Here is a 24,133-nt window from a genome sequence, read left to right as displayed (position 1 = left end):
AAGGGTTATAGTCAATACGGGCATAGGTATTGTGCAGTACCTGTGCAGGTGAACAGCACTGCCCTACATGCCAGGATTGTTAACCTGTGCAGGCAAGAAGGATCGCTATATGGTTAATTGGATTAACAGCGATAAACGGAACTGTGCTGATACGCACTGATGCTCCGGTTAAGCAGGTGATTGGTTGTTACGGAATGCATAATTGTTAATTTGATACAGGTGTTAGTTATAAGTCTACTTAATTGGTGGACAAATATACTCTACCCGGTACATCTACCCAAATTTTTGATCAATAGGTGTTGGTTACGATGCGTTTTTTAATCTCTCCCTGGCTGCATAACCAGTTCTAATTAGTGGGTTTGTTACCTAGGTTCGGTTACATACAAAGAAACTATATTTGACAATTGAACCTGGCCATTATTCAACGAGGAGCCTGTGCCAGGCAGGAGGTTTTTTTACTTATTTATATGGAGAAGGAACATGAATCTTTGAAGCAATTATTCCAACAGGAGTTTGCTAAAATGGTAGCGGTTATTAGTAAGCAGTTTGGCTTGCAGCATATTGAGATAGTGGAAGATATTGTGAGTGAAACGTTCCTGCAGGCAGCGGAGAGCTGGGGTATGAATGGATTGCCTGCCAATCCTGCGGCGTGGTTGTATGTGGTGGCCAAGCAAAAACCTTGTATCATTTCCGGCGCAATAAAATACTTGAAAAGAAAGTCTTGCCTGCGATAACAAGGGAGCAGGAACAGGAGGAGGAAATTACTGAACCGGATTTTTCGGGGCAGAATAGTAAGGATAGTCAGTTGCAGATGCTTTTTGCTGTTTGTAATCCAGCTATAGGGGCGAGGCCCAAATTGGTTTGGCTTTGCGCATCTTGTGTGGGTTTGGTATTGATGAAATAGCGGAAGCCTTTCTTTCCAATAAGGAGACGATCAATAAGCGTTTATTCCGGGCAAAAGAAAAGCTGCGAGAGGGTAATGTTATCATGGTGCCGATAGTAGCGGGGATGCCGTCGGAAAAAGAGGTTATCAGCCGGCTGGATAATGTACTACATACCATTTACCTGCTTTTTAGTGAGGGATATTATTCTAAGACGCAGAACGAGGTATTGCGAAAAGAGCTATGCCTGGAGGCATTACGTCTTGGGAGGATGCTTACGGAGTATGGCAGTACGAACCTGCCCAAAACGAATGCCTTGATGGCGTTGATGTGCTATCATGCTTCGCGTTTTTCGGCGCGGGAAAATAGTTCGGGCAGTCCCATTTTATATGAGCAGCAAAACTCTGCGTTATGGGATAAGGAATTGATGAGGCAGGGAGATCATTTTTGCATCTTTCTGCGCAGGGTAATGAGATCAGTTCTTATCACCTGGAAGCGGGTATTGCGCACTGGCATTGTCAGAAAGAGGATACGCCGGAAAAGTGGAATGGTATTTTGCAGTTGTATGACCTATTGCAGCAAACGAATTATTCGCCAGGGGTAAGGCTTAACCGGGTATTTGCGTTGTATAAGGCGCGGGGAAGGGAGGTAGCTTTGGCGGAGGCATTGAAACTGGACCTGGCAGACAATCACTTTTACTTCGTTTTGTTAGGGGAGTTGTATACGGCTGTTGATCGGGAACAGGCAATCCTTCATTTCCAGCAGGCCTGGTCTTTGGCAAAAACGCAATCAGACAAGCAAACGATCCAGGAGAAGATGGATCATTTGCGATCCTGAGCTGAAGCAAGTCTTCGAGTGAGGACGGGTTACCTATACGACTGGGGTTTGTATTTACAGGAAAATGCCCTAATTTAGGAAAGGGGCCTGCCATTTTGAGCGGGCAGGTTTGCTGACGTTACTTATCCATTGTCCTCGGTTTATTTGATTAATATCATATCCATCCCAACCACAGGAAAGTTATTTACATGAGGCTACAGGTTACCTGATTAGTTAACTGATTTATTAACGGGCACGATCTTAACTTTTAAAATCAAAAACAAAAATTATGGGATGGCTGGCCAACATTTTTAAAAGCAGGACCAAGGATTGGTTCTATTCTGAATTGCCGGTTGCGAATACGCCGGGCACGGTAGAATCGAAAATCCTGAACCCCAATGAGGAGTACCTGAGTGTGATACTGAAATCGATGCGGATCGTTAATGTACGGAAGGGGTTAGCGAAGTTTTATGCTACGGTGCACAGTCATATTGAAGTAGCGCACTTATCGGGCAAGCCGGCTAGTTTCAATTATGTTACGACGCCTGGTAATTTGGAGAAGCTGGATGGCGCCAGGATTGACCGGGTAGTGAATTTGAATCGCCGGTTACTAGGACCTGTTCCTTACCGGGGTGGGGATGTAAAAGTGGAAGTGGGGTTGTTTTCAATCAAAGAAGCTGATCTGGCTGCACCGTTCATTAACCTGTTATCGAGCATGTCGTCATTGGGGGTGTTTCGTTTATCAGTACGGCACTTCCTTATGTAAAGCCATTGGAGGATGGGATTGCTTTGTTAACGGGTAGTGGGGATGATACGATCCTGGAAATAGGCATTAATATTGAGCTGGACAAAGTAAAGACGGGTTATTTTGTGGTGATGCGGGCTGATAAAGATGAGGTCAATGCGGCTGACCTGGTGATTGATAGATCTGATTTCAGGTTGGTTGATAAAGGGGGCAATGCGGTAGAAGATTATCCTTACATGGTATTTGAAATATCTTCTTCAAAGGGCAGGGATGATTGGTTCAATATACCGGATGTTTCGGCTGCTTACAATAAGTTGCAGGCGGAAGTGCAAAAGGGCAATTACAATGATGCTTCTGATGCTTTAAAGGTGTTTAAACGGGTTGTGTATACGAGCCCGGATCTGTTGCCCAAGGATGGGAAAGCGATCTACACGCAGGTAGAAACAGATACCAATGAAATACTGAAAGCGTTGAAGTCAGATAATGAAGCTGCATTCTCGCTGAGGGACCTGTCGAAATATAAGCTGCAATAAGATCTTCTTTAAATAGGGATTGCCTGCTCCGGATCGTATTGGGGCAGGCAATTTTGTTTAACGGGGTAAGGTACTGGGAGAGTTAAGGCAAGGATTTGGTTATGTGGAATAATATTTAGACATTTGTCTAAATATATAATCAATAAGTCAGGCAGTACGATGAATGATGTATTCAAGGCGCTTAATGATCCGGCGCGGCGGGAGATACTCAAGCTGTTGCGCAAGCGGGATATGACGGCGGGAGAGATAGCCGCTAAATTTGATATGGCAGCACCCAGTGTTTCGCATCATTTGGACAAACTGAAAAGGGCGGGGCTTGTAACTACGGTGCGGGAAGGTCAGTTTATCCATTACTCTATTAATACTACGGTAGTAGACGATCTCATTCGATATATTCTCACGCTTAAAAAGTGAACGATGAATAAGTACTTAAGGGAATTGTTGTTGTGGGTGTTGATAGCCCTGCCTTATGTATACCTGGTTATATTGTGGGGTGGATTGCCTGGAAGGGTGCCTACGCATTTTAATGTTGAGGGGAAGGCTGATAGCTGGTCGGGTAAAAGTAGTTTGCTATTGATTCCCTGTGCGATTGGGTTAGGTACTTATTTGTTGATGCTTATAGTGCCGGTGCTTGATCCTAAAAGAAGTTGCAGCAAATGGGTGGCAAATACCATGAGTTGCGTTTTGTGTTAACGGTTTTTATGAGTGGCTTATCGATCTACTTATTGTATATAACCAAGGCTGGAGGGATGGAAAATCCTCAATGGCTAATTGCGCTTATTGGTTTGTTGCTGGTGATGATGGGCAATTATTTCCAGGCTTTGAGGCCCAATTACTTTGTAGGCATCCGCACGCCCTGGACGCTCGAAAATGAAGTGGTGTGGAAGAAAACGCATTATTTAGGTGGCCGGCTCTGGATGGCCGGTGGTTTGTTGATCATTATCGTTTCTTTTGTTATCAATAGTCATCTTCCTTTAATCATTGTGGCAGGCGCTATTTTGTTGATCATGGTAGTGGTACCTATTGGGTTTTCATTTCTTGAATTCCGGCGACAGTCTGTACTCCGGTAATCGATCTAATACATAAAAATATAGTTTATGAAACAATGCATCAGGATATGCACGCTGTTGTTATTGGTGCATACAACAAGGGGGCGAATGCTCAGCAGGATACTTCTTTTTCAGGGAATAAGGTGGTATTAGAAACGGCGACGGGTAATATTGCAGGGGTATTGGTGATACCAGCCGGAAAAAGTAGTATGCCGGTTGCCTTGATCATTGCGGGTTCGGGGCCTACGGACAAGGATGGTAATAATCCGGTGATGAAGAATAATTCGTTGAAGCTATTGGCCGGGGAGCTTTTGAAGCAAGGGATTGCCAGTTTGCGCTATGATAAACGCGGAGTAGGGGAAAGTGCCGCTGCGTTGAAGAGTGAAGCGGCTATCCGGTTTGATGACTATGTAGATGATGCCAGCGGGTGGGTAAGGTTGCTGCGCAAGGATAAGCGATTTAATAAGATCATTGTGATTGGTCATAGTGAAGGTTCGTTGATTGGAATGATGGCAGGAAAGGGGCGGATCAATTTGTTTCGATAGCTGGGGCGGGGCAACCGGCAGATAAGATCTTAAAAGATCAACTTAAGGCGCAGCCGGCCTCTGTGCAGGATCTGGCTTTCCCGATCATTGACAGCTTGAAAATGGGTCAAACGGTGAGTAAGGTGCCTCCTTTGCTTTTTTTCGCTTTTCAGGCCTTCGGTACAGCCTTATATGATCTCCTGGTTTCGGTATGACCCTGCTGTGGAGATAAAGGGTCTCTCGATCCCGGTGCTGCTTGTGCAGGGCACGCAGGATATACAGGTAGGTGTGGAGGATGCCAAACGGTTGCATACGGCCAATCCCAAGACTAAGTTGCTTATAATCAATGGCATGAACCATGTTCTTAAATTGGTGGAAGGGGACCGGCAGGCCAATATCAAAACGTATTCTGATCCAGCTTTACCCCTTGTACCGGAACTGGTACAAGGGATCGCTGACTTCATTTTAAAGTAATTATTTCGTTGATATTCAATTCCTTATTTGGTTTCTTTGGCCCCATTAAAGTGAGCGATTCCCCAACGGGTAATAGGTTTGTTAACTAGCTGACAGTAGGTGGAGAGGTGCTGGGGTAGGGCTGGTATACAGATGGTGGGCGGATGGAGCGCGGATATGGGTCTCTATAAGGTCTCGGTAAGGTCTCGATATTGTGCTGGCAAAGGAGGGGGGAAATTGGTTTTGGGGTGCTGGCGAACCCGGGCTTTGGGCTATCCAGGCCTGCATTTTAGTGATGGAAACGAATGGTAAGATAGTGAAGCGGGGATAACTTAAAGGTACGATAATAAAAAGAAAACATCCGCGGAGGATGTTTTTCAAAGGACTTGTGGACGGGAAACGGTTTTTTCTGGATGGATTGGATCTGGTTTTTTCGGACTTTGGATTGTTGGTTTTTCAGGATATCGTATCTATTAATTTTTCAGTGATACCAGACCTGGTGATCTGCCGTAGGTTGGTAGTGCAAAGAAATAGTTTTGAAGGGGTTCTTCTAAATTTTGGGGGTTAAGGAATCATTAAGGGAAGACGGAAAGTCGGGAAGACGGAAAGTCCGGAAGTCGGGAAGACAGGAAATCGGAAAGTCCGGAAGACGGAAAGACGGAAAGACGGAAAGTCGGGAAGACGGAAGGACGGGAAGTGAATGTGGGCAGGGGAGATATTGGTTTACATGAAGTAGGTGGCCAGGGCTGCATGGAGGGCGGGTGGCATGGTAGTTTTAGCTTTGGATTTGATATCGAGAAAAACAGAACGACTTTACCGCTGGTCAATAGTTTGCCCTGTTCATTATATACTTCGTGGTGAAATTCTATACGATGATCGGTGGGTAGTTCTCTCAAGGTTGTTTTAACGGTGAGGAGATCATCATAATGAGCCGGTCGCAGGTACCTGCATTGCATTTCTACGACCGGCATCATGACACCATTTATTTCCATGTCTTTATACGTAAACCCCAAATTACGGATGGATTCGGCGCGGCCCACTTCAAAGTATTGGGCATAATTGCCGTAATAGACCACATCCATTTGGTCGGTCTCGGCATAACGTACTCGTATGTTTGTTGTTGCAGTGAACACAGTAAATAGTGGGTTGTGAATTGTCTGTTGTGAGTTGGCAATCGGCAATCGTTTGCTTCGATGGTTGATCGCAGCCGGTTTATTTACCCATGGCGCCGTCAACGCTGGCTTTGCCGGGCCCAATAATGAGGATCACGAGGAAACCAAACATGAATAGGGCGGCATGTTCGCCATCGCCCAAAATATCAAGGTTATGGCCTTTCCATAAGGCCACAAACATGGCAATGGCGGGTGGTATAGCGGCCAGGCGGGTGGCAAGTCCTAGTATTACAAATAAAGAACAAAAGAACTCTGCAAATACAAGTAGCGCCAATGAAGCAGTTACGCCTATTCCCATAAAATTGATCATGTGAGCTTTGCTGGCCGCAAAGTGTACCAGCTTGCCATATCCATGAGGTAATAAGAGGCCGCCCATGGCGAGGCGCAAGATCAAAGCCCCGAAATTAAAGGCGCCGCTGGTGTAGTTGGTGGATATTAGTTTACTCATCAGTCAGGATGTTTTTCAAAAGTAATGGATTTGTTTTTGCATTTCATAATCAAAAAGAATTGTTAATCCTTGCACTTATCCACAGTGTTAGGAACGATCTTTGGTTGAACATAAAATAATTAGAAACTTTACGACGTTAAAAACCCAGCAGGGGAACCAACAGAAGCACTACGAATGCCGAACTGGAAGTAAGATTAGAACACTAAAATCCGATTCGATATTCGTAATTTTTTTGCTCCCCACCCAAATAGAATCGACTAAAAATGCAGGGAATGAAAAAAACGACAGTTATTTTTGGGCTTCTTGGTCTTTCCCATTTTTCTATTGCACAACAAACGCGATTTATTGACGACCCGCAGGCTTCGTATAAGCAGGCAAAAGAGTATTTCCAGCGGGAGCAATACAGTTTGGCTTACCCCTTGCTTAAGGACCTTGCGCTGAAGCAGCGTGAACCAGATATTACGAATCAGGCGATCCCTTACCAGGAGATAAAGTATTATACGATCGTATGTGCGCTTAAGCAAAATGAGAAGGGGGCGGTGGAAAAGGCGAAGAACTTCATCGATCTGGAAGATAATGAGGTACGTACGCAAATGATGGGGTTCCACCTGGCCGAGTATTATTTCCGCCAGCAAAATTATCCGGAAGCGATCCCGCTGTATGAGCATGCGGATATAGCCAACCTGACGAACCGCGAAATAGCGGATATGAAGTTTCACCTGGGGTATGCATATTTTACGAATAAGCAGTTTGACAAGGCCAAGCCGATGTTTGATGCGATCAGGCAAATGAAGGATGACCCCAACTACATCGATGCCAACTACTACTATGGCTTCCTTTCCTTTTATGATAAAAATACCGGGATGCACTGGACGCATTTGCTGTTGTAGAGGACCATTCCAGTTACGGCAAGGTGGTGCCTTATTATGTAGCGAATATTTATTATTCGTTGGGTCAAAAGACAAGGCGCTGGAATATGCAGAAAGCAAACTGAAAAGGGGCAACCTGCATTATGATCTTGAAATGCGGCAGATCGTAGGGCATGCTTATTTTGAAAAGAAGCAATATGAAAAAGCGTTGCCTTACCTGGAAACGTATGTAACGAAGTCGGATAAGGTGCGCCGGGAAGATGTATATGAGCTTTCTTATTGTTATTATAAAGCGAGCAACTGGAATAAGGCGATTGATGGTTTTAAGCAAGTAAGCGGTAAAGACGACTCGCTGGCGCAAAATGCGATGTACTTGTTGGGAGATGCTTACCTTAAAACGGGGCAAAAAGCCAACGCAAGGAATGCCTTCCTGATCGGGGCTTCGAACAATAGCAATGCCAGGCAAAAAGAGATCTCGATGTACAATTATGCCAAGTTATCTTATGAACTTGGCTACCAGGATGTGGCATTAACAGAGTTGCAGAAGTTTACGCAGGCCTATCCGCAATCTGAGTACAATAATGAAGCGCGGGAGCTGATGGTGAGTGTGTTGGCGAATACGAATAATTATAAGGATGCGCTGGCATTGCTGGAAAGTGTAAAATCGCCTTCACTGAATGCCCGTCGGTTGTATCCTAAAATATTGTATGGCCGGGCTACGGAGCTGGCTAATGATGGTATGTTGGTATCGGCTATGGAGTTGCTTACACGGGCTGAAATTGACCCCAACAATACGTCGGTGATGCCTTTTGTTCAATTCTGGAAAGGGGAGATCTCTTACCGGTTGGCCAAACTGGATGATGCGGTACGTTATTATTTTGAATACCTGAAGACGCCGGTTGTTAATGGAGAGGTAAATCCCCTGAATGCCAAATATAATCTTGGGTATAGTTTCCTGAAAAAGGAAAACTATAAGCAAGCACAGGGCTTTTGAGCAGGTGGTTTCGGGTACGCCTAAGATCAATGCTACGCCAATAGAGCAGGATGCTTATGTGCGTATTGCAGATTGTTATTACATGAACCGGGACTATAAAAGGCGGAAGCGATGTACAATAAGGTGTTGGACTATAGCTGGCCTGCGAGTGACTATGCTACTTTTCAGAAGGCAATGATTGCGGGTGTGAATAATGGTAAGGAGAAGATCAACTTATTGTCTACGATCAGCCGTAAATATCCTAGCTCGGGCCTGGTAGCGGATGCCAATATGGAAGTGGCGGTAACGTTACTGGCCAATGAGCAATTCCGGGAAGCGCTCCCCTATCTGAAAAATGTAGTGAGTGATCCTAATTCATCGCTCAAACCCAAGGCGCATTTAAAGATGGGCATTGCTTATTACAACCTGGATAATAATGCCGAGGCATTGAACCAGTATACGGCTATTCTGAAGCAATTTCCCAATTCGCCGGAAGCAGATGCGGCGCTGGAGAATGCCAGGATCATTTATATAGAACAGGGTAAGACGAGTGAGTATGTGAACTTTGCGCGTACCATGGGTAAGGAGATCACGGGAACGCAGGAAGATGAGCTGGCTTATCAGGAAGCGGAAGTGCAATTTAATAATGGAAATTTCCCTGTTGCTGCCAGGAAATTTGAGGAATACCTCACCAAATTCCCGGAAGGTAAAAACTCGCTGGAGGCGCTGTATTATAAAAGTGAGATCTATTTCAACCAGAAAGATTGGGCTAAGGCGGCTGCTGGTTATGAAATACTGGCGGATAGGGTGCCGCATAAGTTTGGCGAGAAATCGCTGGTCAATGCTGCACGGCTAAACTTCTTTGATCTGAAGGATTACCCCAAAGCGGAGAAGTATTTTGCCAAACTCAAAGATTTTGCTTCTTCTCATGAAAATAAGCTGGAAGCGATGCGTGGGTTGTTGCGTAGTCAATATCAATTGCAAAAGTGGGGTGAGGCAGTGGCCAATGCCCGTGACCTGTTGAGTCAAAAGGTATTGGTACGGATGATAAGGTGTTGGCCAACCTGGCAATTGCCAAATCGCACCAGAATGCCAAGGAGTATGAGCAGGCCATTACTGCCTATCGTTCGGTGGTGTCGCTTAGTAAATCGGCTTATGGTGCTGAAGCGCGGTATGAAATTGCCAATAGCTTTTTAGCGCAGAACCGGTTGGCTGATGCGGAGAAAGCGGCTTTTGAAGTGATCAATAAAGCGGGATCTTATGAAAACTGGGTAACCAGGGCGTATATTCTGCTGGGGGATGTTTATTTTAAGCAACAAGATTATTTCAATGCCAAGGCTACTTATCAGAGTGTTGTCGACAATGCCAAAATAGAAGAATTGCGCCAGGAGGCAGAAAGGAAGCTGAAAGAAACGGCTGATGCGGAAAAGAAGGGGAGTAAGGTGGAGTAGAATCGCTGATTGAAAAGGTGAAGGCAGATTGCGCGGATTGAAGGAGTCGAAATCTGGATGGATTAAGACGGAGTGCGCAGATCATAGGTATTAAACTTAACAACACAGAATCAATTTGCAGATGAATAATAAGTCAGTTTTTAAAGTAGTAGGCATGAGTGTCTGTTTCCTGGGTGCAGGGATGGTGGCACTGGCACAGGATACTACGAAACGTAAAACGATTGATATTACATCCACCTTTAAGCCTGTATTAAGGGAGGCTGCCAAGATCAACTTCAATGCAGTACCACCATTGGTGGATACTTCGCGGCCTGCGCTGACTTACAATATACCTGTACAGAACTTGTATTTTACTTATCAGCCTGCGGAGCTTAAGCCGGTTGCTTTACAAATGGATTCGATCAGTGGCTGGCAATACAGTAATTATATTAAAGTAGGGATTGGTAATGTGCATCAGCCTTATGTAAAAGCAGGCTTTAGTTTTGGTGACGGGAAAAACAGTTTCTTCAACCTGTTTGCCAATTATTATAACTCAAAGGGGATCAGCCTTTTCAAAAGAACAGTTTGGCCAGTGTTGGGGCAGCAGCTACTTATAAAACCTCTCAAAACCTGGAGTGGAATGGTACGTTGGGTTTTAGTAGCAATGATTATTACTTGTATGGTTTCAAGCCTGAGAACCTGCAATTCACCAAGCGTGATCTGCGGCAGCGTTTCCAAACGATTGAAGGGAAGGTGCACCTGCGTAACCTGGAGCCTACGGAATTTGGTCTTAACTATCACCCCAGCCTGCGGGTAAGTGTTTTTGGGGATAATCATACTATTAAGGGGCGTGAAGCGAATACGGTGCTGAACCTGCCGTTGGAAAAATCATTTGGAGATGAATTTTCGTTCAAGTTGGGTGTAACTGCCGACCTTACGAATTATCAATTGGATAAGAGTGGCAGTAAGTTCACAGACAATAATAATTTGTACCAGGTAGCGGCGGCAGTATTATACAAAACGCCCAACCTGTACATTCATGGAGGGGCAATGCCTACCTGGCAAAATAGCCGGTTTAATTTGTTACCCAACCTGATGGCGGATATCACCACGAATGATAAGCAGTTGACCTTACAATTGGGGTGGATTGGATATTACCTAAAGGGATCTTATCAGCGTTTTGCCTCGCTGAATCCCTGGCTGGCACAGCCGGATTCGTTGATGAACACACGGGTGGAGGAACGATATGCTGGTTTCAAGGGATCGGTAGCGGGGCATTTCACTTATTCGGCCAAAGTTGGTTTGCAGAAGTTTACAGACATGGCGTTGTTTGTGAATGATACGGTAGATGGGAAAACTTTCAAAACGATCTATGAGCCACGGATCAATGCAGTAAACCTGCATACGGAAGTGGGGTATAATATTGGAGAAAAATTCAATGCTTCGGCGTCGGTTAATTTTAACTGGTTTACAAAGGTAGAGCGGGAATTAAAAGCCTGGGGGCAGATCCCTATTGAGCTCAATGTAGGGCTTCGTTGGCAGATGATGAAGGACCTATGGTTTCACACGGATGTATGGGCCTGGGATGGTCCACGTTATCGTGCCAGGAACGGAGATGCGTATAAAGGGGATGCGGGTTTTGACCTGAATGCAGGGGCGGAGTTTCGCATTACTAAAAACTTTAACCTGTGGCTGCAGATGAACAATATCCTCAACAACAAATACGAACGCTGGAATCAATACCAGGTATTTGGATTCAATATCCTGGGAGGAATTACGTATTCTTTTAATCAGAAGTAGAGAGAAGTCGGGAAGTCGGGAAGTCGGAAAGACCGAAAGACCGAAAGACCGGAAGACCGAAAGACCGGAAGAAAAACAGCAAGGTTGCTATGGTATTGCTTACCGACTTTCGGACTTTACTGACTTACGGACTGCTCCGGAAGTCCGGAAGAAAAGCAGCAAGGTTGCTATGGTATTGCTTACCGACTTTCGGACTTTACTGACTTACGGACTGCTCCGGAAGACCGGAAGAAAAGCAGCAAGGTAGCTATGGTATTGCTTACCGACTTTCAGACTTTACTGACTTACGGACTACTCCGGAAGTCCGGAGACCGTAATTTTTCTTTGTTATTCCCATAGAAAAACTGTTGCTTCGCAACGCTAAAAACTGCGGAATATGACAGAAGCGCTGACGAGTTATTTGATCCAACATAAAAGTATCAGTATCCCGGGGTTGGGAACGGTTTATATTGAACGTATCCCGGCTCAAACGGATTTTATCAATAAGCAGATACTGCCGCCTTCCTATCATTTCAGGTTTGACAAATATTTTGATGCACCTGATAAGGAATTTTTACGTACCTGGCTCAGCAAAAGGACATTGCGGATTATGAAGCGATCAAATGGTATAATGAATGGGCATATGACCTGCGTAACCGGCTGCGTACGGATGAGGTAGTGGAATGGAAAGGGGTAGGTTCGCTTAAAAAGATGTTTCGGGTGATATTGTATTTGAGGCTTCGGGGGCCATTCCCGCCGACCAACGGCCTGCTCCGGCGGTACGGGTTATACATAGTAATACGCAGCATACGATGCTGGTGGGCGACCGGGAAGTGACGCGGGAACTCACTGCTGATGAAAATTATGCGCCTTACCCCGAAGAAGTGCCCACCAACAATAACTACTGGTGGATCTATGCGCTTATTATTGCCGCTATTGCACTAAGTGCCATTTTTTTCCATTTCTATCAGAACGGTTTTTCCGCTACGGGCAGCCAGGAACGGATCAGTGTTCCTCGTTAAGTCCGGGAGTCCGAAAGTCCGAAAGACGGAAAGTCCGGAAGACGGAGAAGACCGGAAGTGGGGAAGTACGCAAGTTCGGGGGCAAAAAGCCAGTGAGCATTGCTGGCTAAATCGAACATACTTGCCGACTTTCGGGTTTTACTGACCTTTTGGACTTTTGTATTCTGTAATCTTTCGCTTTCTTTGCAACCGTGGAAAAAAGGATACAATACACTACACGCATTGCCCGGCCTGCAAAGGGAACTCCCTACACAAGGTACTGGCTGTAAAGGATTTTACTGTATCACGGGAAATTTTTGAGGTATGGCATTGTGATGGCTGCAGTTTGCGGTTTACGCAGGATATTCCGAGTGAAGGGGCTATTGGGAAGTATTACCAATCGGAGAATTATATCTCTCATACGAATACGAATAAGGGGCTGGTTAACCGGCTTTACCATATTGTCAGGAACCATACACTGAATAAAAAGAAGAAACTGGTACAGTCTTTTACCCAACGCAGTACAGGGAGTTTGTTGGAGGTGGGGGCCGGTGTAGGGGCTTTTGCAGCCTTTATGCGCCAGGCGGGTTGGGAGGTAATGGGGCTGGAGCCGGATGCTGAAACGCGGAAGCGGGCATTGGAGCAAAACCGTATTGGTTTACAGGATACGGGGATCTTTTCAAGTTGCCGGCAGGAACCTATGATGCTATTACGCTGTGGCATGTATTGGAGCATGTGCATAGTTTGCATGAATACCTGGATCAACTAAAAGTATTATTAAAACCGGGCGGCGTACTGCTGATCGCGGTTCCCAACTATACCTCGCATGATGCGGGCTTTTACCAGGAATACTGGGCTGCCTATGATGTGCCCAGGCACCTGTATCATTTCTCCCCCGCCTCTATGCAGGTACTGCTTCAGCAGCATGGACTTGTATTAAAGTCGGTGAAACCAATGTGGTTTGACAGCTTTTATGTAAGTCTGCTTAGTGAGCAATACAAAACGGGCAAGGCCGGTATGGTCAAGGGCTTTTACGTGGATTAATTTCCAATAGTAAGGCGATGGGCGATAAAAGAAATGTAGCTCGCTGATCTATCTTATCACCCGATAAGTTATTGAATTTTTATCTCATACAGGAGGGGCCATTTTTTACCGGTAACATATAGTTTGCCGGTTGTGCTGTCGTAGGCAATTCCATTTAATTCTGCTGCGCCAGGGTAGATGGCCTTGGCTTCCTTATCAAGGTTTTCGAGATCCAATTGACCCAATACTTTACCGGAGACCGGATCGATCTTGAAAATGATGTTTTCGCTCCATTTATTAGCATAGAGAACGCCATTCACATATTCCAGTTCATTGATATTGCCTACAGGGTTTCCATTGTGTATAACGTTAACGGTATATTTTACGCGTAGGGAATCGGGATCGAGAAAATAAAGATTACTGGTACCATCGCTCATGATGAGGGAGGCGCTATCGTGTGTTAATCCCCAGCCTTCGCGGGTAGGCAACTTAAATTCTTTGATCAATTTATAGGTATTGGCATCATATATGAAACCGGCACCGCTCTGCCAGGTCAGCTGATAAATTTTATCCTTAAATACTGTGATGCCTTCTCCAAAGTGTTTTGACCTGTCGAGCTTTGCCTTGGTCACTACTTTTCCTGTTTCCCGGTTCACCATACCAAATTCAGAAGGGTAGGGGCTGCCCTCGTTATTGCCACCTGAACTTTCCAGTAGCTGACCTTTGTAAAATTCCAATCCTTCGGTGAAATAGGTGGTATCATGGGGCAGTTTGTTGACCACGGTAAAGGGGATGGCAGGCGGCGCCGCATCTGCATTTCCATTATTGGGAATATCTGGGGTATTGGTATCATTATTACCACAGGCCCAGGCTGCAGCCACGATTACAAGTGCTATGTAGATGGTTTTCTTCATAAAAGACTATCCTAAAGGGCTCAAAAATACAATTTGACGGTAAGTAAAGGGATTTCGGTACTTGAAATTTTTGGTAAAGTGCTTTGATTTGTAGAAAACTTTTATCAGTTTTACAGTAGCTTATGGTCTGAATACCACTCAATCGCGTATCTCCTATCCTTTTTCTTCCCAAACCAGAGTGGCTCAATCAATAGGTTACTCTGTGGACCAGTTGGTGATTATTTTTCCTTTTTGTTTACTTGATTCGCTCCAATATCAATGGTTTATTGTTATTGTCCTGGGCCTGATATGCCGGTTTTGCGGTCATCAGGACTTATGGTTAATACGTATCCTTTTAGTTCCAGACTTCCTATAGAAATGATTCCACCCTACTTGTTAGCAAGCAAGTCCTTATGAAGACGACTTCCATCGCCTATGTGACCGACACCAAGAAAGAATGTCGTTGCTATGAAATATTTTGTACTTGCTTACTTATTATTGTTCACTGGCCTGGCTGCTACTGCTCAACGTAATTGCGCTACGTATGAATACCTGCAACAGCGTTTGCAGGCAGATCCTTTACTGGCGCAAAAGATGGCAGCTATAGAAAGTTATCAAGGCGGTGATGTTATACTCAATGGTACGGTAACTCCTGCTCCGGGGTGATCAAAATACCGGTTGTAGTGCATGTATTGTATAATACGCCGGACCAAAATATCAGTGATGCACAAATCAAATCGCAAATAGAGGTATTAAACAAAGACTTTAGAAAGCTCAATGGAGATACGGTGAATATTCCGGCGATGTTTAAACACCTGGCAGCAGATTGTCAACTGGAATTTGAGCTGGCTAAAATAGATCCTTCGGGTAGGGCTACTACCGGGATCACGCGCAGGAATACATCGATCATGATGTATGGCCTGGATGACCGGATTAAGTTTTCCAATAAGGGGGATGGATGCCTGGGATACGGAGCATTACCTGAATATTTGGATAGGCAACCTGGCGGGTGGGTTATTGGGATATGCGAGTACGCTGGGTTGCGACAAAGCGATTGATGGGGTGGCGATCAGGCCTTCGGCTTTTGGCACCACGGGTACAGCGGGGTATCCCTATAACAAAGGGCGTACGGCTACGCATGAAATTGGGCATTGGCTGGGCCTGCGTCATATTTGGGGTGATTCTTATTGTGGTGATGATCATATTGATGATACACCGCCACAGCGGAGCTCTACACGCAATTGTCCTACGGGTGTTGTTATTACGTGTGATAACAATCCGACGGGTAATATGTACACGAATTATATGGATTTTACGGATGATGCCTGTCTTAATCTCTTCACGCAGGGACAACGTAGTAAGATGAGAAGTTTGTTTGTGCCTGGTGGGGTACGGTACTCGTTGTTGTCATCAAAAGCGATCACGGGAACACCCGTCACTGAACCGGTAAGGCCGGTGGATGAGCCGGTAAGGGTAGTAGCTTCGGGCATCAAGGCTTACCCCAATCCGGCCAATAGTTTCTTTGTGTTGGAGGAAGCCAGGGAAGGGGAACTGATCGGTAAAACGGTTACGGTACGTAACCACCTGGGGCAAGTGGCAGTACGGGTAAAGTTGGGCAAGGGAAATACGCAGATCAATGTGGGGCACTTACAAAGCGGTATGTATTTTATTCATATAGAGGGTTCTTCAGAGATCATTAAGTTGCTCAAAGTGAAGTAGGCTTTACCCTTTCATCATTTCTGCTACTTTTTCTCCAATAACGGGGGCGAGGGCTACGCCCATACCGCTCATACGCACGGCGCAAAAAACGTTGGGTGAAATTTCCTTCATGATGGGCATTTTTTCGGACCCCATGCCCATGATCCCGCTCCAGCGGTCGGTAATGGCATATTCTTTTCCGGGTAAAATATAATGTGCCAGGAAATGTTCGAGTTCTTTCTGAATGGCGTCGGTGGTATTCAATTCGGTGGTGTGTTCTTCCCGCAGGGCTTTGTTGCGGGCGCCTCCCAGGAGTACGCGGTTGCCAATATTGCGGAAATAATAGAAGCCTTCATCGTAATGAAAAGTACCATTCAGTTTCAGGCCATGTATGGTGGAGGTTACCAATACCTGGCCACGGGCAGGTATAATATCGAGTTTGGGTAATAGTTCTTTGGCAAAAGCATTGGTGCACACCAGGATCCTGGCTGCGGTAAAGCGCAATTGGTGATTGGTATAGAGCACTATTTTATCGAGGATCTTTTCAAAGCGGGTAATTTCTACGCCATTGAATACAATGACACCCATGGATTGTACGAGTTGCAGGAGGGCCTGGCAAAGTTTACCGGAATGTAAATAGCCTTCGAGTTTATTTTCCAATAAATGGGCCACGTTGTGAAAACCAAAATCGCTGATCTTTTTATCGGATAGTTTAAAGGTTTGGCTTGTTTTAATGGCTTGCTTTAGTTTCTTGTTCACACTGGCCATCAGTTCTTCCAGGGCTTCTATGCCGGGGTCGTTATTGGTGGGGATCAATTCATAGCCGCCACACAATTCAAAGTCGATCTGTTTTTCATCCAGTACTTTGCGTATGCGTTGTAAACCCTGGTAGCGCATGCTAACAAGTTCGAGGGTTTTGTCTTCCCCATTTTATTAAAATCGTCCTGTAGTTCGGTAACGCTGCCAAAACAAGCAAAACCGGCATTGCGGGTGCTGGCGCCGGTAGGTATGATACCACGGTCGACGATGGCTACGGAACACTTAGGGTTTTGTTTTTAATATAATAAGCACTCCACAATCCTACGAGGCCACTGCCGATAATAATAATATCCTTAGGTGCGTAAAAGCTCTCTTTTTCCCAAATGGAGATCTGCATAACGGTATAATTATAGAATAGTGGTATTAAATTTGGAATCAACAACCGCAGGCAGGCAGTACAACACGTTGTCAAACGCTACAAGATCAAATAATTCTGGTAATAATGTATCCCCGGCGGAGCTTATGATTTTGCCCACACAGATACGGTAAAAGCAACCAGAATATTGTACGTTTGCGCTTGACATAAAACAAAAATAATCGCTAATCTGTACTACTTCAATTATTTCCTTATGAAAAAATCGATCTACGCTTTATTCCTATGCACGGTATTGTTGAACAGTTGTGAAACTGCTCAGCAAATTATTAAAGATTATGGACAAACCACAGGTAGGTTGACGAATGCCGACATTGTGTCGGGCTTAAAGGAGGCTTTGTCGGTGGGGGCGCAGCAATCGGCCAACCAATTGTCATCGCTGGATGGTTTTTAAGAATGCGGCAATCAAGATCTTATTGCCTGAAGAAGCGCAGAAAGTAGAAAAACATTACGTGATGTTGGCCTCGGGAGCCTCGTAGATAAAGCAGTTCTTTCCGTAAATCGTGCAGCAGAAGATGCTGCCAAATCGGCTGCTCCTATTTTCATCAATGCGGTGAAGACGATGAGTATCCAGGATGCATTGGGTATTCTTAAAGGCGGTGATTTTGCAGCCACAAATTACCTCAAACAAAAAACGACGCTTCAGTTAACAGAAGCTTTTCGCCCCATCATTGAGCAATCATTGAGTAAAGTAGGGGCTACTAAATATTGGTCGGACGTATTTACGAATTATAATCGTTTTGCTGCCAATAAGATCAATCCCGATCTTAGTGCTTTTGTAACGGGTAAAGCCATGGATGGTATTTTTTCCAGGTAGGACTGGAAGAACAGAAGATCCGAAAAGATCCTGTTGCCAGGACCACAGAAATACTGAAAAAGGTATTTGGTAGTAAGCAGGCGCAGGGGAGTTAGGTCGGCAATCATGCATTGGCAATGGGCTTGCTTCGATCATGTGTGTGGAATTTTTAGTGGATAAAGATCAAATACATAATAATTTTTTCGTTCCAACTTCAACCATCGGAAGCGGCTCTCTTAGGAGGGTCGCTTTTTTGTTTGGGGAACAAGTACGCCCCCGCTCTAAAGGATGGTGCAAAAAGCTGGGTAACAAAGAGGTGACACCTTTCGTTTTCGTAACAAGGGAAAGGTGTCACCTCTTTCCTGATGAAGGTGAGCCGCTCTCCAACGCTGCATTCGCCGGGCGACAGAGCGACCCACCTTTGTTCCTTGCGCCAGGAATGCCATAGAAAGATCGTTACTGGTTGATGGCTTTGAGCAATTCGTCTTTGTGTTTGCGGCTGATAGGAAGTGTGTGGGTGCCAATGGTCACCTCGTAGCCCTGGAGGCTGTTTATTTTGGAGGTGGCGATGATGTATGACTTGTGGATCTTCAGGAATAAAGGGGCCGGTAAATTATCCTGCATGGATTTAATGGAGGCATAGGTAATGATCTTTTGGGTAGTGGTATGGATGATCACGTAATTCAGCATCGCTTCTATAAAGAGTATCTCATTAAATGACAGTTTTTGCAACTGGCGATTGGTTTTTACAAACAGGTAATCTACAGGCGGAATATTGCTGGTAGCAGGTACGGATTGCTGCCTGGTTAAGTTAAAATATTCCTGGGCTTTGTTGACGGATTTCAGAAAGCGGTTTAAGGTAATGGGCTTTAAGAGGTAATCCAATACATCGAGGTCGTAACCGGCAATGGCATATTCGGGGTAGGCGGTGGTGAAAATGACTTTTGGGGGCTGGGTGAGGCTTTTCAAGTAGTCAATACCATTGATGCCGGGCATCTGGATATCGAGGAACAATAGTTGAATGGCATGTTGAGCCAGGTACTGGCTGATCTCGCTGGCATCTTTGGCCATGCCCACCAGGTGGAGGGCGGGCGCTTGCTGCACCAGTTTTTGCATGCCTATCCTGGCAATGGGCTCATCGTCGGCAATGAGGCATTGGATGGTTATATTGTTTGGAGGTTGAGCCATACTTCAAAAGTGTTCTCGTGTTGTTTAATTGTCAGGGAATGGCTGCCGGGATAGAGCAGGGCGAGCCGGCGTTTCATATTGGCCAGTCCGATACCGCCGATGGGTTGGTTGCTATTGTGGTGGTGCCAGGTATTGAAACCATAAAAACTTAATTGGTTATTGGTATAGGTCAAACAGCCTTTAATAATAACGGGATCATGGATGTTGGGGGCATGTTTGAACATGTTTTCAATAAGGGGCATGAGGAGAAAAGGGGCAATGGTAAAACCTTGTAATGGATGCTGGAAGGTAAAGCTTACCTGGTAATGTTCATCCATGCGTATTTGTTGGAGGTTTATATAATGCTGGAGGTATTCCACTTCTTTTTCGATGGGTACTTTTTCCTGGTTGCATTCATACAACTGGTACCGTAACATTTCGGAGAAAGCGCTAAGGGTATGTTTGGCAGCTTCGGTCGATTCATCCATTTGTATGTATACGGTATTGATGGCATTGAACAGGAAATGGGGGTTGACCTGTGTTTTGAGGTACATGAGTTCGGTAGCGACCTTTATTTTTCGGCCTCTTCTATTTTTCTTTTGGCCTGGAACCATTCAATAAAGAGTTTGCCAATAAAACCTGCGAGGGCACCTAATAAAGCAATGATGTAGCGGTTGGTGACGAGGTCGCTATAATTCCAGGTAAAGTTAAAGCGAATGGGGACGACCTGGTGGTGCAGGGAAAATTGCATTAGGTACACGAGGAGGAGACCAGATAGTACAATGGTAGTGAGCATGGCTGCCAGGAAGAGCCATTTGTTTTTCCGGGAAAATAAACGGGGGTGATGAGGAAATAAGCGATATAAAAACGAGCATTACCTGGCCCACATCGAATGCTGTGAACAATAACCGGTTGGCAATATTGTCGACATAAAAATACACGACCTGTTGCCAGCCCAAAAACACAACGATCCAGATCAATGCCTGCAAAAGGATTTTGCGCATGGCGTTAAAGTACGATTTTCAATACACTCCCACTTTGTTTTTATAGGAAATGACGGCTTTCCGGGATCAATAACAGGTTGTTGTCAGTGCTATAAATTATTGAAGGGTTGATATAATAAACTTTTTAACGCGCGTGGCAGGAGGAAGCTTTGCAGAAAAGAAAGGTATGAAATATCGGTTGTTCATTGTTTTGCTTGTCATTGGTAGTTTACCGGGTACTGCCCAGGAGGCTACCGACAGTATGTTGACCAAAGCGCAGGGTTATTTTGAAACGATCCGTCAGGTTAGCGCTACCCGGGAAGCGGGTTTGTGGGGCAGGGGATTGGCCGGACCGGTGATGCTGGTGGATACGGGTTCGCGAAAGGTATATACGAATACGGTGGATAAGGAAGGGCGGCTAAAAATAGAAGGGACTGTTTATACGGGGCAATTGCCGCTGACGGTCAATATTGCCAATACGGCTACTGAATGGGCAGGTATTAGGTGGACGATGTTGTTATTGCCATTGCCTGCTTCTCGGTACGAAAGGGTGAAGTTGATGGCGCATGAATTGTTTCACCGCATTCAGGATTCACTTGGTTTGCCGGCCCAAAGTCCGGTTAGTGAGCACCTGGATACGGAGAATGGGCGTATCTATTTCAGGCTTGAATTAAAGGCATTGCAGGCCGCCTTACGGGCGCCTGTTAATAAACGCCGGCATCACCTGGAACAGGCGATCTTATTCAGGCTATGGCGTTATGAATTGTTTCCCGGTGCCCGTGTTGCTGAGGTTGCCCTGGAGCGGAATGAAGGGCTGGCAGAATTTACAGGTGTTTATGTGAGTGGCATTGCCGGCAAAGACACGGGTTATTTACCAGGGCTTGTTGAGCATGCTGCTACGAGTTATCCCACCTTCACCCGTTCCTTTGCTTATATAACGGGCCCCTTGTATGGGATGTTGCTTTCGCAAAAGCAGGCGGGTTGGCAGGGGACGCTTCAACCGGAAGATGATTTTGTGAAGTTGCTGATCAAAGTATATAAGTTGCAGGTACCCCTGGTTACCAGGGAGGCGGTGGCCAACCCCCAACAGGCTTATGATGAGGTATTGATCCGCCGGGAGGAGGCCGTGCGGGAAGAAAAAGGATGGCCAAAGAAAAGGCTTATGTTGCCAGGCTGGTACAGGGGCCTATACTGGAATTAGGGCTTACCAAAAACATGCGTTTCTCTTTTAATCCCAGCAGGCTTTTCCCACTGGGCAGTTATGGAACGGTATATCCTACAATTACGATGACAGATGATTGGGGCAGATTGGTGGTAACAGGGGAGGCATTGATGAAAAACTGGCGTATTTTATTTGTAACGATGCCTGTGGATACAGATCCTACCGGCCAGGTAATCAAAACAGCGGAGTGGGAGTTGACCTTGAACCAGGGATGGAAACTGGTAGCGGGAGAAAGGGCAGGGGATTATAGGGTGGAGCGTGGGAGGTGAGGAGGCAGCATCCAGAATTTAGAATACAGTATTCAGCCTGTAAGATGGGGCATATAGAAAGTGGGCAGTATTTAAAGAACAAGGTCCGTAGGTAATATTTACTTACGGACCTTGTTGTATGGGAACTAGTTTATGAATGATAGTTCATTCGCCACACGCTATTCACCACTCAACCTTACAGGTGGATGGCTTCGCCATAGGCGGCTTCGATAGCGTCTTTCACGCTTTCGCTGATGGTGGGGTGTGGGTGGATGCTGTTCAATACTTCATGGTAAGTAGTTTCCAGTTTGCGGGCTACCACTGTTTCAACAATCACTTCGGTTACGTTGTAACCGATCATGTGGGTGCCTAACCATTCGCCGTATTTGGCATCGAAGATCACTTTTACGAAACCTTCGGTATGACCAGCGCCAACAGCTTTACCAGAAGCGCTTAATGGGAATTTACCCACCTTTATTTCATAGCCGGCTTCTTTGGCTTGTTTTTCGGTGTACCCTACAGAAGCAATTTCGGGTGTGCAATACGTACAACCGGGCACGTTGCCATAATCGAGTGGCTCGGGCTGGTGGTTGTATTTCTTTCATTGTAACCAATATTCTCTACGCAAATGATACCTTCTTTGATGCTACGTGGGCCAATGCCTGACCAGGTACGCAATCGCCAATGGCATAGATGCCAGGTACATTGGTTTGGTAGTATTTGTCGACGGCAATCTTTCCTTTTTCGGTCTTCACGCCAGTTTCTTCCAGGCCGATGCCTTCAATATTGGCGCTAACACCTACGGCGCTCAACAGTACGTCGGCTTCGAGGGTGATCTCGCCAGTAGCGGTCTTCACTTTTGCTTTAACACCATTACCGCTGGTATCCACGCTGGTTACTTCGGCATTGGTCAATACATCGATCCCTTTCTTCTTAAAGTTCTTTTCGAGCTCTTTGGAGATATCCTCATCTTCAACGGGAACGATCCTTGGCAGGAACTCTACGATGGTTACCTTGGTGCCCAGGCTGCTGTAGAAATAACCAAATTCAACACCAATGGCGCCACTACCTACCACGATCAGGCTCTTAGGCTGTTGGGGCAGTGACATGGCTTCGCGGTAGCCAATGATCTTTTACCATCTTGTTTCAGGGTAGGCAGTTCGCGACTGCGGCCACCAGTAGCTACGATAATGTGTTTGGCTTCTACTAGCTGCTTAGCGCCATCGGCAGCAGTTACTTCTATCTGGCCCTTGGCTTTTAATTTACCAAAGCCCATTATTACGTCGATCTTATTTTTCTTCATCAGGAACTGAACGCCCTTGCTCATTTTATCGGCTGCTCCACGGCTGCGTTTGATCACAGCGGCAAAATCATGCTGACCAGTGGCTTCAATACCAAAATCTTTGAGTGGTTAATATAGTCCATTACCTGGGCACTTTTGAGGAGTGCTTTGGTTGGGATACAACCCCAGTTGAGACAGATACCTCCCAGGTTTTCCTTTTCAATAATTGCTGTCTTAAAGCCCAGCTGCGAGGCACGGATAGCTGCCACGTATCCACCGGGGCCGCTACCGAGAACTACTACGTCGTATGCCATATGTGATGTACGATTTTAAATTTCAGAATTCTGAATATGAACACTTTATTGCTCAAAAGACCAGCGAAGCTACTCGAAAATGGTAAAAAGCCAAATGAGCACATTCTATAACAACAGATGGCAGTCAGATGTTTATTCAGTAACTTCCTTGTCAAAGCGGTTGTGGTATGAAAAAGATTCTTCGTTTTTTCTCTATACGATTGTGCTCCTCCTTGTTGTTTTTACGGTCTATGCTTTTGCCAGCGGCCGCACGTACCTGTTCAAAGCGGTTTGGTACAATTTTGCGGATATTGATGATTATGAGAAGTTCACGAATAATACGGTTACTACGGATGTACACCAGCCCTGGGATACCTCGACGGCTTATAATGGGGTAAAAATGCCAGATAGCCTGCATAAAATGCTACAGGAACTTAGTACGGTGGCGGTGCTGGTCATTAAAAATGATTCGCTGTATTTTGAACAATATGATGAGGGTTACAATGACTCGTCATGGTCCGGGTCATTTTCGGTAGCCAAAAGCATTACCGGGCTGTTAATAGGGGCTGCTATCAAGCAAGGGAAGATCGGTTCGGTACAAGACCTGGTGGGCAAATACCTCCCGGAATTTGCTTCGGGTAAAAGGCTACGGTAAAGATCATT

Annotated in this window: 38 protein-coding genes and 1 pseudogene; 27 read left to right on the top strand and 12 right to left on the bottom strand. The window is 45.5% G+C overall.

The genetic code is table 11. From position 1 onward, the window contains the following. Positions 1-467: 467 nt before the first annotated feature. The 10 genes from RS881_RS42450 to RS881_RS42405 all read left to right on the top strand — a co-directional run bounded on the left by RS881_RS42450 (position 468) and on the right by RS881_RS42405 (position 5,022). Positions 468-734: an RNA polymerase sigma factor gene (locus RS881_RS42450; RefSeq protein ID WP_315816329.1), complete on the top strand. Its 267-nt coding sequence runs from the start codon at positions 468-470 to the stop codon at positions 732-734. A 127-nt stretch (positions 735-861) separates the two neighbouring features. Next, on the top strand, positions 862-1,485 hold the full coding sequence (locus RS881_RS42445; protein ID WP_315816328.1) for a DUF6596 domain-containing protein: 624 nt from the start codon (positions 862-864) through the stop codon (positions 1,483-1,485). Next, entirely contained in the window at positions 1,437-1,718 is a 282-nt protein-coding gene (locus RS881_RS42440; protein ID WP_315816327.1) for an RNA polymerase sigma factor, read from the top strand. Before RS881_RS42445 ends, RS881_RS42440 begins: the two co-directional genes overlap by 49 nt. Positions 1,719-1,986: 268 nt before the next feature. Beyond that, the gene (locus RS881_RS42435) at positions 1,987-2,463 is read left to right on the top strand and encodes a hypothetical protein (protein ID WP_315816326.1); all 477 of its coding nucleotides are present in this window, start codon (positions 1,987-1,989) and stop codon (positions 2,461-2,463) included. 5 nt (positions 2,464-2,468) lie between these two features. Then, a complete protein-coding gene (locus tag RS881_RS42430; RefSeq protein ID WP_315816325.1) occupies positions 2,469-2,975 on the top strand; it encodes a hypothetical protein in 507 nt (168 codons plus the stop codon). A 123-nt stretch (positions 2,976-3,098) separates the two neighbouring features. Then, a complete protein-coding gene (locus RS881_RS42425; protein ID WP_315816324.1) occupies positions 3,099-3,389 on the top strand; it encodes an autorepressor SdpR family transcription factor in 291 nt (96 codons plus the stop codon). 3 nt (positions 3,390-3,392) lie between these two features. Next, the gene (locus RS881_RS42420) at positions 3,393-3,668 is read left to right on the top strand and encodes a DUF1648 domain-containing protein (protein WP_315816323.1); all 276 of its coding nucleotides are present in this window, start codon (positions 3,393-3,395) and stop codon (positions 3,666-3,668) included. Then, positions 3,632-4,045 carry an SdpI family protein gene (locus RS881_RS42415; protein WP_315816322.1) on the top strand — a complete coding sequence of 138 codons (414 nt, stop codon included), beginning with the start codon at positions 3,632-3,634 and terminating at the stop codon, positions 4,043-4,045. The genes RS881_RS42420 and RS881_RS42415 overlap by 37 nt, the downstream gene beginning before the upstream one ends. 35 nt (positions 4,046-4,080) lie before the next feature. Beyond that, the gene (locus RS881_RS42410) at positions 4,081-4,569 is read left to right on the top strand and encodes an alpha/beta hydrolase (RefSeq protein ID WP_315816321.1); all 489 of its coding nucleotides are present in this window, start codon (positions 4,081-4,083) and stop codon (positions 4,567-4,569) included. A gap of 171 nt (positions 4,570-4,740) precedes the next feature. Continuing rightward, a complete protein-coding gene (locus tag RS881_RS42405) occupies positions 4,741-5,022 on the top strand; it encodes an alpha/beta fold hydrolase (protein ID WP_315816320.1) in 282 nt (93 codons plus the stop codon). A gap of 554 nt (positions 5,023-5,576) precedes the next feature. Here the strand turns inward: RS881_RS42405 and RS881_RS42400 are convergent. Next, on the bottom strand, positions 5,577-6,134 hold the full coding sequence (locus RS881_RS42400; RefSeq protein ID WP_315816319.1) for an acyl-CoA thioesterase: 558 nt from the start codon (positions 6,132-6,134) through the stop codon (positions 5,577-5,579). 79 nt (positions 6,135-6,213) lie between these two features. Next, on the bottom strand, positions 6,214-6,621 hold the full coding sequence (locus tag RS881_RS42395; protein WP_315816318.1) for a DoxX family protein: 408 nt from the start codon (positions 6,619-6,621) through the stop codon (positions 6,214-6,216). Positions 6,622-6,893: 272 nt separating this feature from the next. Here RS881_RS42395 and RS881_RS42390 point away from each other — a divergent pair, with 272 nt between their 5' ends. The 9 genes from RS881_RS42390 to RS881_RS42350 all read left to right on the top strand — a co-directional run bounded on the left by RS881_RS42390 (position 6,894) and on the right by RS881_RS42350 (position 13,717). Beyond that, positions 6,894-7,511 (top strand): tetratricopeptide repeat protein, encoded by a 618-nt coding sequence (locus RS881_RS42390; protein ID WP_315816317.1) that lies wholly within the window; start codon positions 6,894-6,896, stop codon positions 7,509-7,511. A gap of 133 nt (positions 7,512-7,644) precedes the next feature. Then, positions 7,645-8,484: a tetratricopeptide repeat protein gene (locus RS881_RS42385; protein ID WP_315816316.1), complete on the top strand. Its 840-nt coding sequence runs from the start codon at positions 7,645-7,647 to the stop codon at positions 8,482-8,484. 111 nt (positions 8,485-8,595) lie between these two features. Continuing rightward, positions 8,596-9,660, top strand: coding sequence for a tetratricopeptide repeat protein (locus RS881_RS62425; protein ID WP_484557607.1), 1,065 nt, complete (start codon positions 8,596-8,598; stop codon positions 9,658-9,660). After that, a complete protein-coding gene (locus RS881_RS42375; protein ID WP_484557644.1) occupies positions 9,576-9,914 on the top strand; it encodes a tetratricopeptide repeat protein in 339 nt (112 codons plus the stop codon). Before RS881_RS62425 ends, RS881_RS42375 begins: the two co-directional genes overlap by 85 nt. 564 nt (positions 9,915-10,478) lie before the next feature. Further along, entirely contained in the window at positions 10,479-11,693 is a 1,215-nt protein-coding gene (locus RS881_RS42370) for a TonB-dependent receptor (RefSeq protein ID WP_315816314.1), read from the top strand. 376 nt (positions 11,694-12,069) lie between these two features. Further along, complete coding sequence (locus RS881_RS42365) at positions 12,070-12,351, top strand: hypothetical protein (RefSeq protein ID WP_315816313.1); 282 nt, start codon at positions 12,070-12,072, stop codon at positions 12,349-12,351. Positions 12,352-12,484: 133 nt separating this feature from the next. Next, complete coding sequence (locus RS881_RS42360; RefSeq protein ID WP_315816312.1) at positions 12,485-12,694, top strand: hypothetical protein; 210 nt, start codon at positions 12,485-12,487, stop codon at positions 12,692-12,694. Positions 12,695-13,019: 325 nt separating this feature from the next. Further along, positions 13,020-13,442, top strand: coding sequence for a methyltransferase domain-containing protein (locus RS881_RS42355; RefSeq protein WP_315816311.1), 423 nt, complete (start codon positions 13,020-13,022; stop codon positions 13,440-13,442). Further along, positions 13,409-13,717, top strand: coding sequence for a methyltransferase domain-containing protein (locus RS881_RS42350; RefSeq protein WP_350340312.1), 309 nt, complete (start codon positions 13,409-13,411; stop codon positions 13,715-13,717). The genes RS881_RS42355 and RS881_RS42350 overlap by 34 nt, the downstream gene beginning before the upstream one ends. A 68-nt stretch (positions 13,718-13,785) precedes the next feature. Here RS881_RS42350 and RS881_RS42345 read toward each other — a convergent pair whose 3' ends face one another. After that, positions 13,786-14,610: a glutaminyl-peptide cyclotransferase gene (locus tag RS881_RS42345; protein ID WP_315816309.1), complete on the bottom strand. Its 825-nt coding sequence runs from the start codon at positions 14,608-14,610 to the stop codon at positions 13,786-13,788. A gap of 447 nt (positions 14,611-15,057) precedes the next feature. On the opposite strand from RS881_RS42345, the gene RS881_RS42340 reads away from it, so the two are divergent. The 3 genes from RS881_RS42340 to RS881_RS42330 are packed head-to-tail and all read left to right on the top strand — an operon-like array spanning position 15,058 to position 16,308. Beyond that, on the top strand, positions 15,058-15,255 hold the full coding sequence (locus RS881_RS42340; RefSeq protein ID WP_315816308.1) for a hypothetical protein: 198 nt from the start codon (positions 15,058-15,060) through the stop codon (positions 15,253-15,255). Next, positions 15,252-15,647, top strand: coding sequence for a zinc metalloprotease (locus RS881_RS42335; protein WP_315816307.1), 396 nt, complete (start codon positions 15,252-15,254; stop codon positions 15,645-15,647). The genes RS881_RS42340 and RS881_RS42335 overlap by 4 nt, the downstream gene beginning before the upstream one ends. After that, positions 15,544-16,308, top strand: a complete 765-nt coding sequence (locus tag RS881_RS42330; protein ID WP_315816306.1) for a zinc-dependent metalloprotease — start codon at positions 15,544-15,546, stop codon at positions 16,306-16,308. The genes RS881_RS42335 and RS881_RS42330 overlap by 104 nt, the downstream gene beginning before the upstream one ends. 3 nt (positions 16,309-16,311) lie before the next feature. On the opposite strand, the gene RS881_RS42325 is transcribed toward RS881_RS42330, so the two are convergent. Then, positions 16,312-17,184: an NAD(P)/FAD-dependent oxidoreductase gene (locus RS881_RS42325; protein WP_315816305.1), complete on the bottom strand. Its 873-nt coding sequence runs from the start codon at positions 17,182-17,184 to the stop codon at positions 16,312-16,314. A 133-nt stretch (positions 17,185-17,317) separates the two neighbouring features. Continuing rightward, on the bottom strand, positions 17,318-17,443 hold the full coding sequence (locus tag RS881_RS42320) for an FAD-dependent oxidoreductase (RefSeq protein WP_315816304.1): 126 nt from the start codon (positions 17,441-17,443) through the stop codon (positions 17,318-17,320). 232 nt (positions 17,444-17,675) lie between these two features. Here RS881_RS42320 and RS881_RS42315 point away from each other — a divergent pair, with 232 nt between their 5' ends. Continuing rightward, a complete protein-coding gene (locus RS881_RS42315; protein WP_315816303.1) occupies positions 17,676-17,873 on the top strand; it encodes a hypothetical protein in 198 nt (65 codons plus the stop codon). Between the two features lie 105 nt (positions 17,874-17,978). Beyond that, positions 17,979-18,391 (top strand): annotated as a pseudogene (locus RS881_RS42310) (DUF4197 family protein); the annotation flags it as partial. Between the two features lie 340 nt (positions 18,392-18,731). Here RS881_RS42310 and RS881_RS42300 read toward each other — a convergent pair. From RS881_RS42300 to RS881_RS42290, 3 genes are read right to left on the bottom strand one after another with little or no spacing between them, the layout of a single operon-like run. Beyond that, positions 18,732-19,463 carry a LytR/AlgR family response regulator transcription factor gene (locus tag RS881_RS42300; RefSeq protein WP_315816302.1) on the bottom strand — a complete coding sequence of 244 codons (732 nt, stop codon included), beginning with the start codon at positions 19,461-19,463 and terminating at the stop codon, positions 18,732-18,734. Further along, entirely contained in the window at positions 19,439-19,996 is a 558-nt protein-coding gene (locus tag RS881_RS42295) for a sensor histidine kinase (protein ID WP_315816301.1), read from the bottom strand. Before RS881_RS42295 ends, RS881_RS42300 begins: the two co-directional genes overlap by 25 nt. 17 nt (positions 19,997-20,013) lie before the next feature. After that, entirely contained in the window at positions 20,014-20,238 is a 225-nt protein-coding gene (locus tag RS881_RS42290; protein ID WP_315816300.1) for a hypothetical protein, read from the bottom strand. Positions 20,239-20,612: 374 nt separating this feature from the next. Between RS881_RS42290 and RS881_RS42285 the strand changes: the two genes are divergently transcribed. Together RS881_RS42285 and RS881_RS42280 are read left to right on the top strand one after the other, a co-directional pair. Continuing rightward, the gene (locus RS881_RS42285) at positions 20,613-21,626 is read left to right on the top strand and encodes a hypothetical protein (protein ID WP_315816299.1); all 1,014 of its coding nucleotides are present in this window, start codon (positions 20,613-20,615) and stop codon (positions 21,624-21,626) included. Beyond that, positions 21,569-21,916 (top strand): hypothetical protein, encoded by a 348-nt coding sequence (locus tag RS881_RS42280; RefSeq protein WP_315816298.1) that lies wholly within the window; start codon positions 21,569-21,571, stop codon positions 21,914-21,916. Before RS881_RS42285 ends, RS881_RS42280 begins: the two co-directional genes overlap by 58 nt. A 175-nt stretch (positions 21,917-22,091) precedes the next feature. On the opposite strand, the gene RS881_RS42275 is transcribed toward RS881_RS42280, so the two are convergent. The 4 genes from RS881_RS42275 to RS881_RS42260 all read right to left on the bottom strand — a co-directional run bounded on the left by RS881_RS42275 (position 22,092) and on the right by RS881_RS42260 (position 23,491). Then, positions 22,092-22,454, bottom strand: coding sequence for an oxidoreductase dimerization domain-containing protein (locus RS881_RS42275; RefSeq protein WP_315816297.1), 363 nt, complete (start codon positions 22,452-22,454; stop codon positions 22,092-22,094). A gap of 61 nt (positions 22,455-22,515) precedes the next feature. Next, positions 22,516-23,004, bottom strand: coding sequence for an FAD-dependent oxidoreductase (locus tag RS881_RS42270; RefSeq protein ID WP_315816296.1), 489 nt, complete (start codon positions 23,002-23,004; stop codon positions 22,516-22,518). Then, positions 22,974-23,255, bottom strand: coding sequence for an FAD-dependent oxidoreductase (locus RS881_RS42265; protein WP_315816295.1), 282 nt, complete (start codon positions 23,253-23,255; stop codon positions 22,974-22,976). The genes RS881_RS42270 and RS881_RS42265 overlap by 31 nt, the downstream gene beginning before the upstream one ends. Further along, the gene (locus RS881_RS42260) at positions 23,252-23,491 is read right to left on the bottom strand and encodes an FAD-dependent oxidoreductase (RefSeq protein ID WP_350340005.1); all 240 of its coding nucleotides are present in this window, start codon (positions 23,489-23,491) and stop codon (positions 23,252-23,254) included. Before RS881_RS42260 ends, RS881_RS42265 begins: the two co-directional genes overlap by 4 nt. 94 nt (positions 23,492-23,585) lie before the next feature. On the opposite strand from RS881_RS42260, the gene RS881_RS42255 reads away from it, so the two are divergent. Beyond that, positions 23,586-24,125 carry a hypothetical protein gene (locus tag RS881_RS42255; protein ID WP_315816294.1) on the top strand — a complete coding sequence of 180 codons (540 nt, stop codon included), beginning with the start codon at positions 23,586-23,588 and terminating at the stop codon, positions 24,123-24,125. The last annotated feature ends 8 nt before the right edge of the window (positions 24,126-24,133 follow it).

Source organism: Paraflavitalea speifideaquila, assembly GCF_032395985.1.
Classification (GTDB): domain Bacteria; phylum Bacteroidota; class Bacteroidia; order Chitinophagales; family Chitinophagaceae; genus Paraflavitalea; species Paraflavitalea speifideaquila.
Note: the sequence above shows the minus strand (reverse complement) of the source record. Positions and strands in the feature narration are given on the sequence as shown.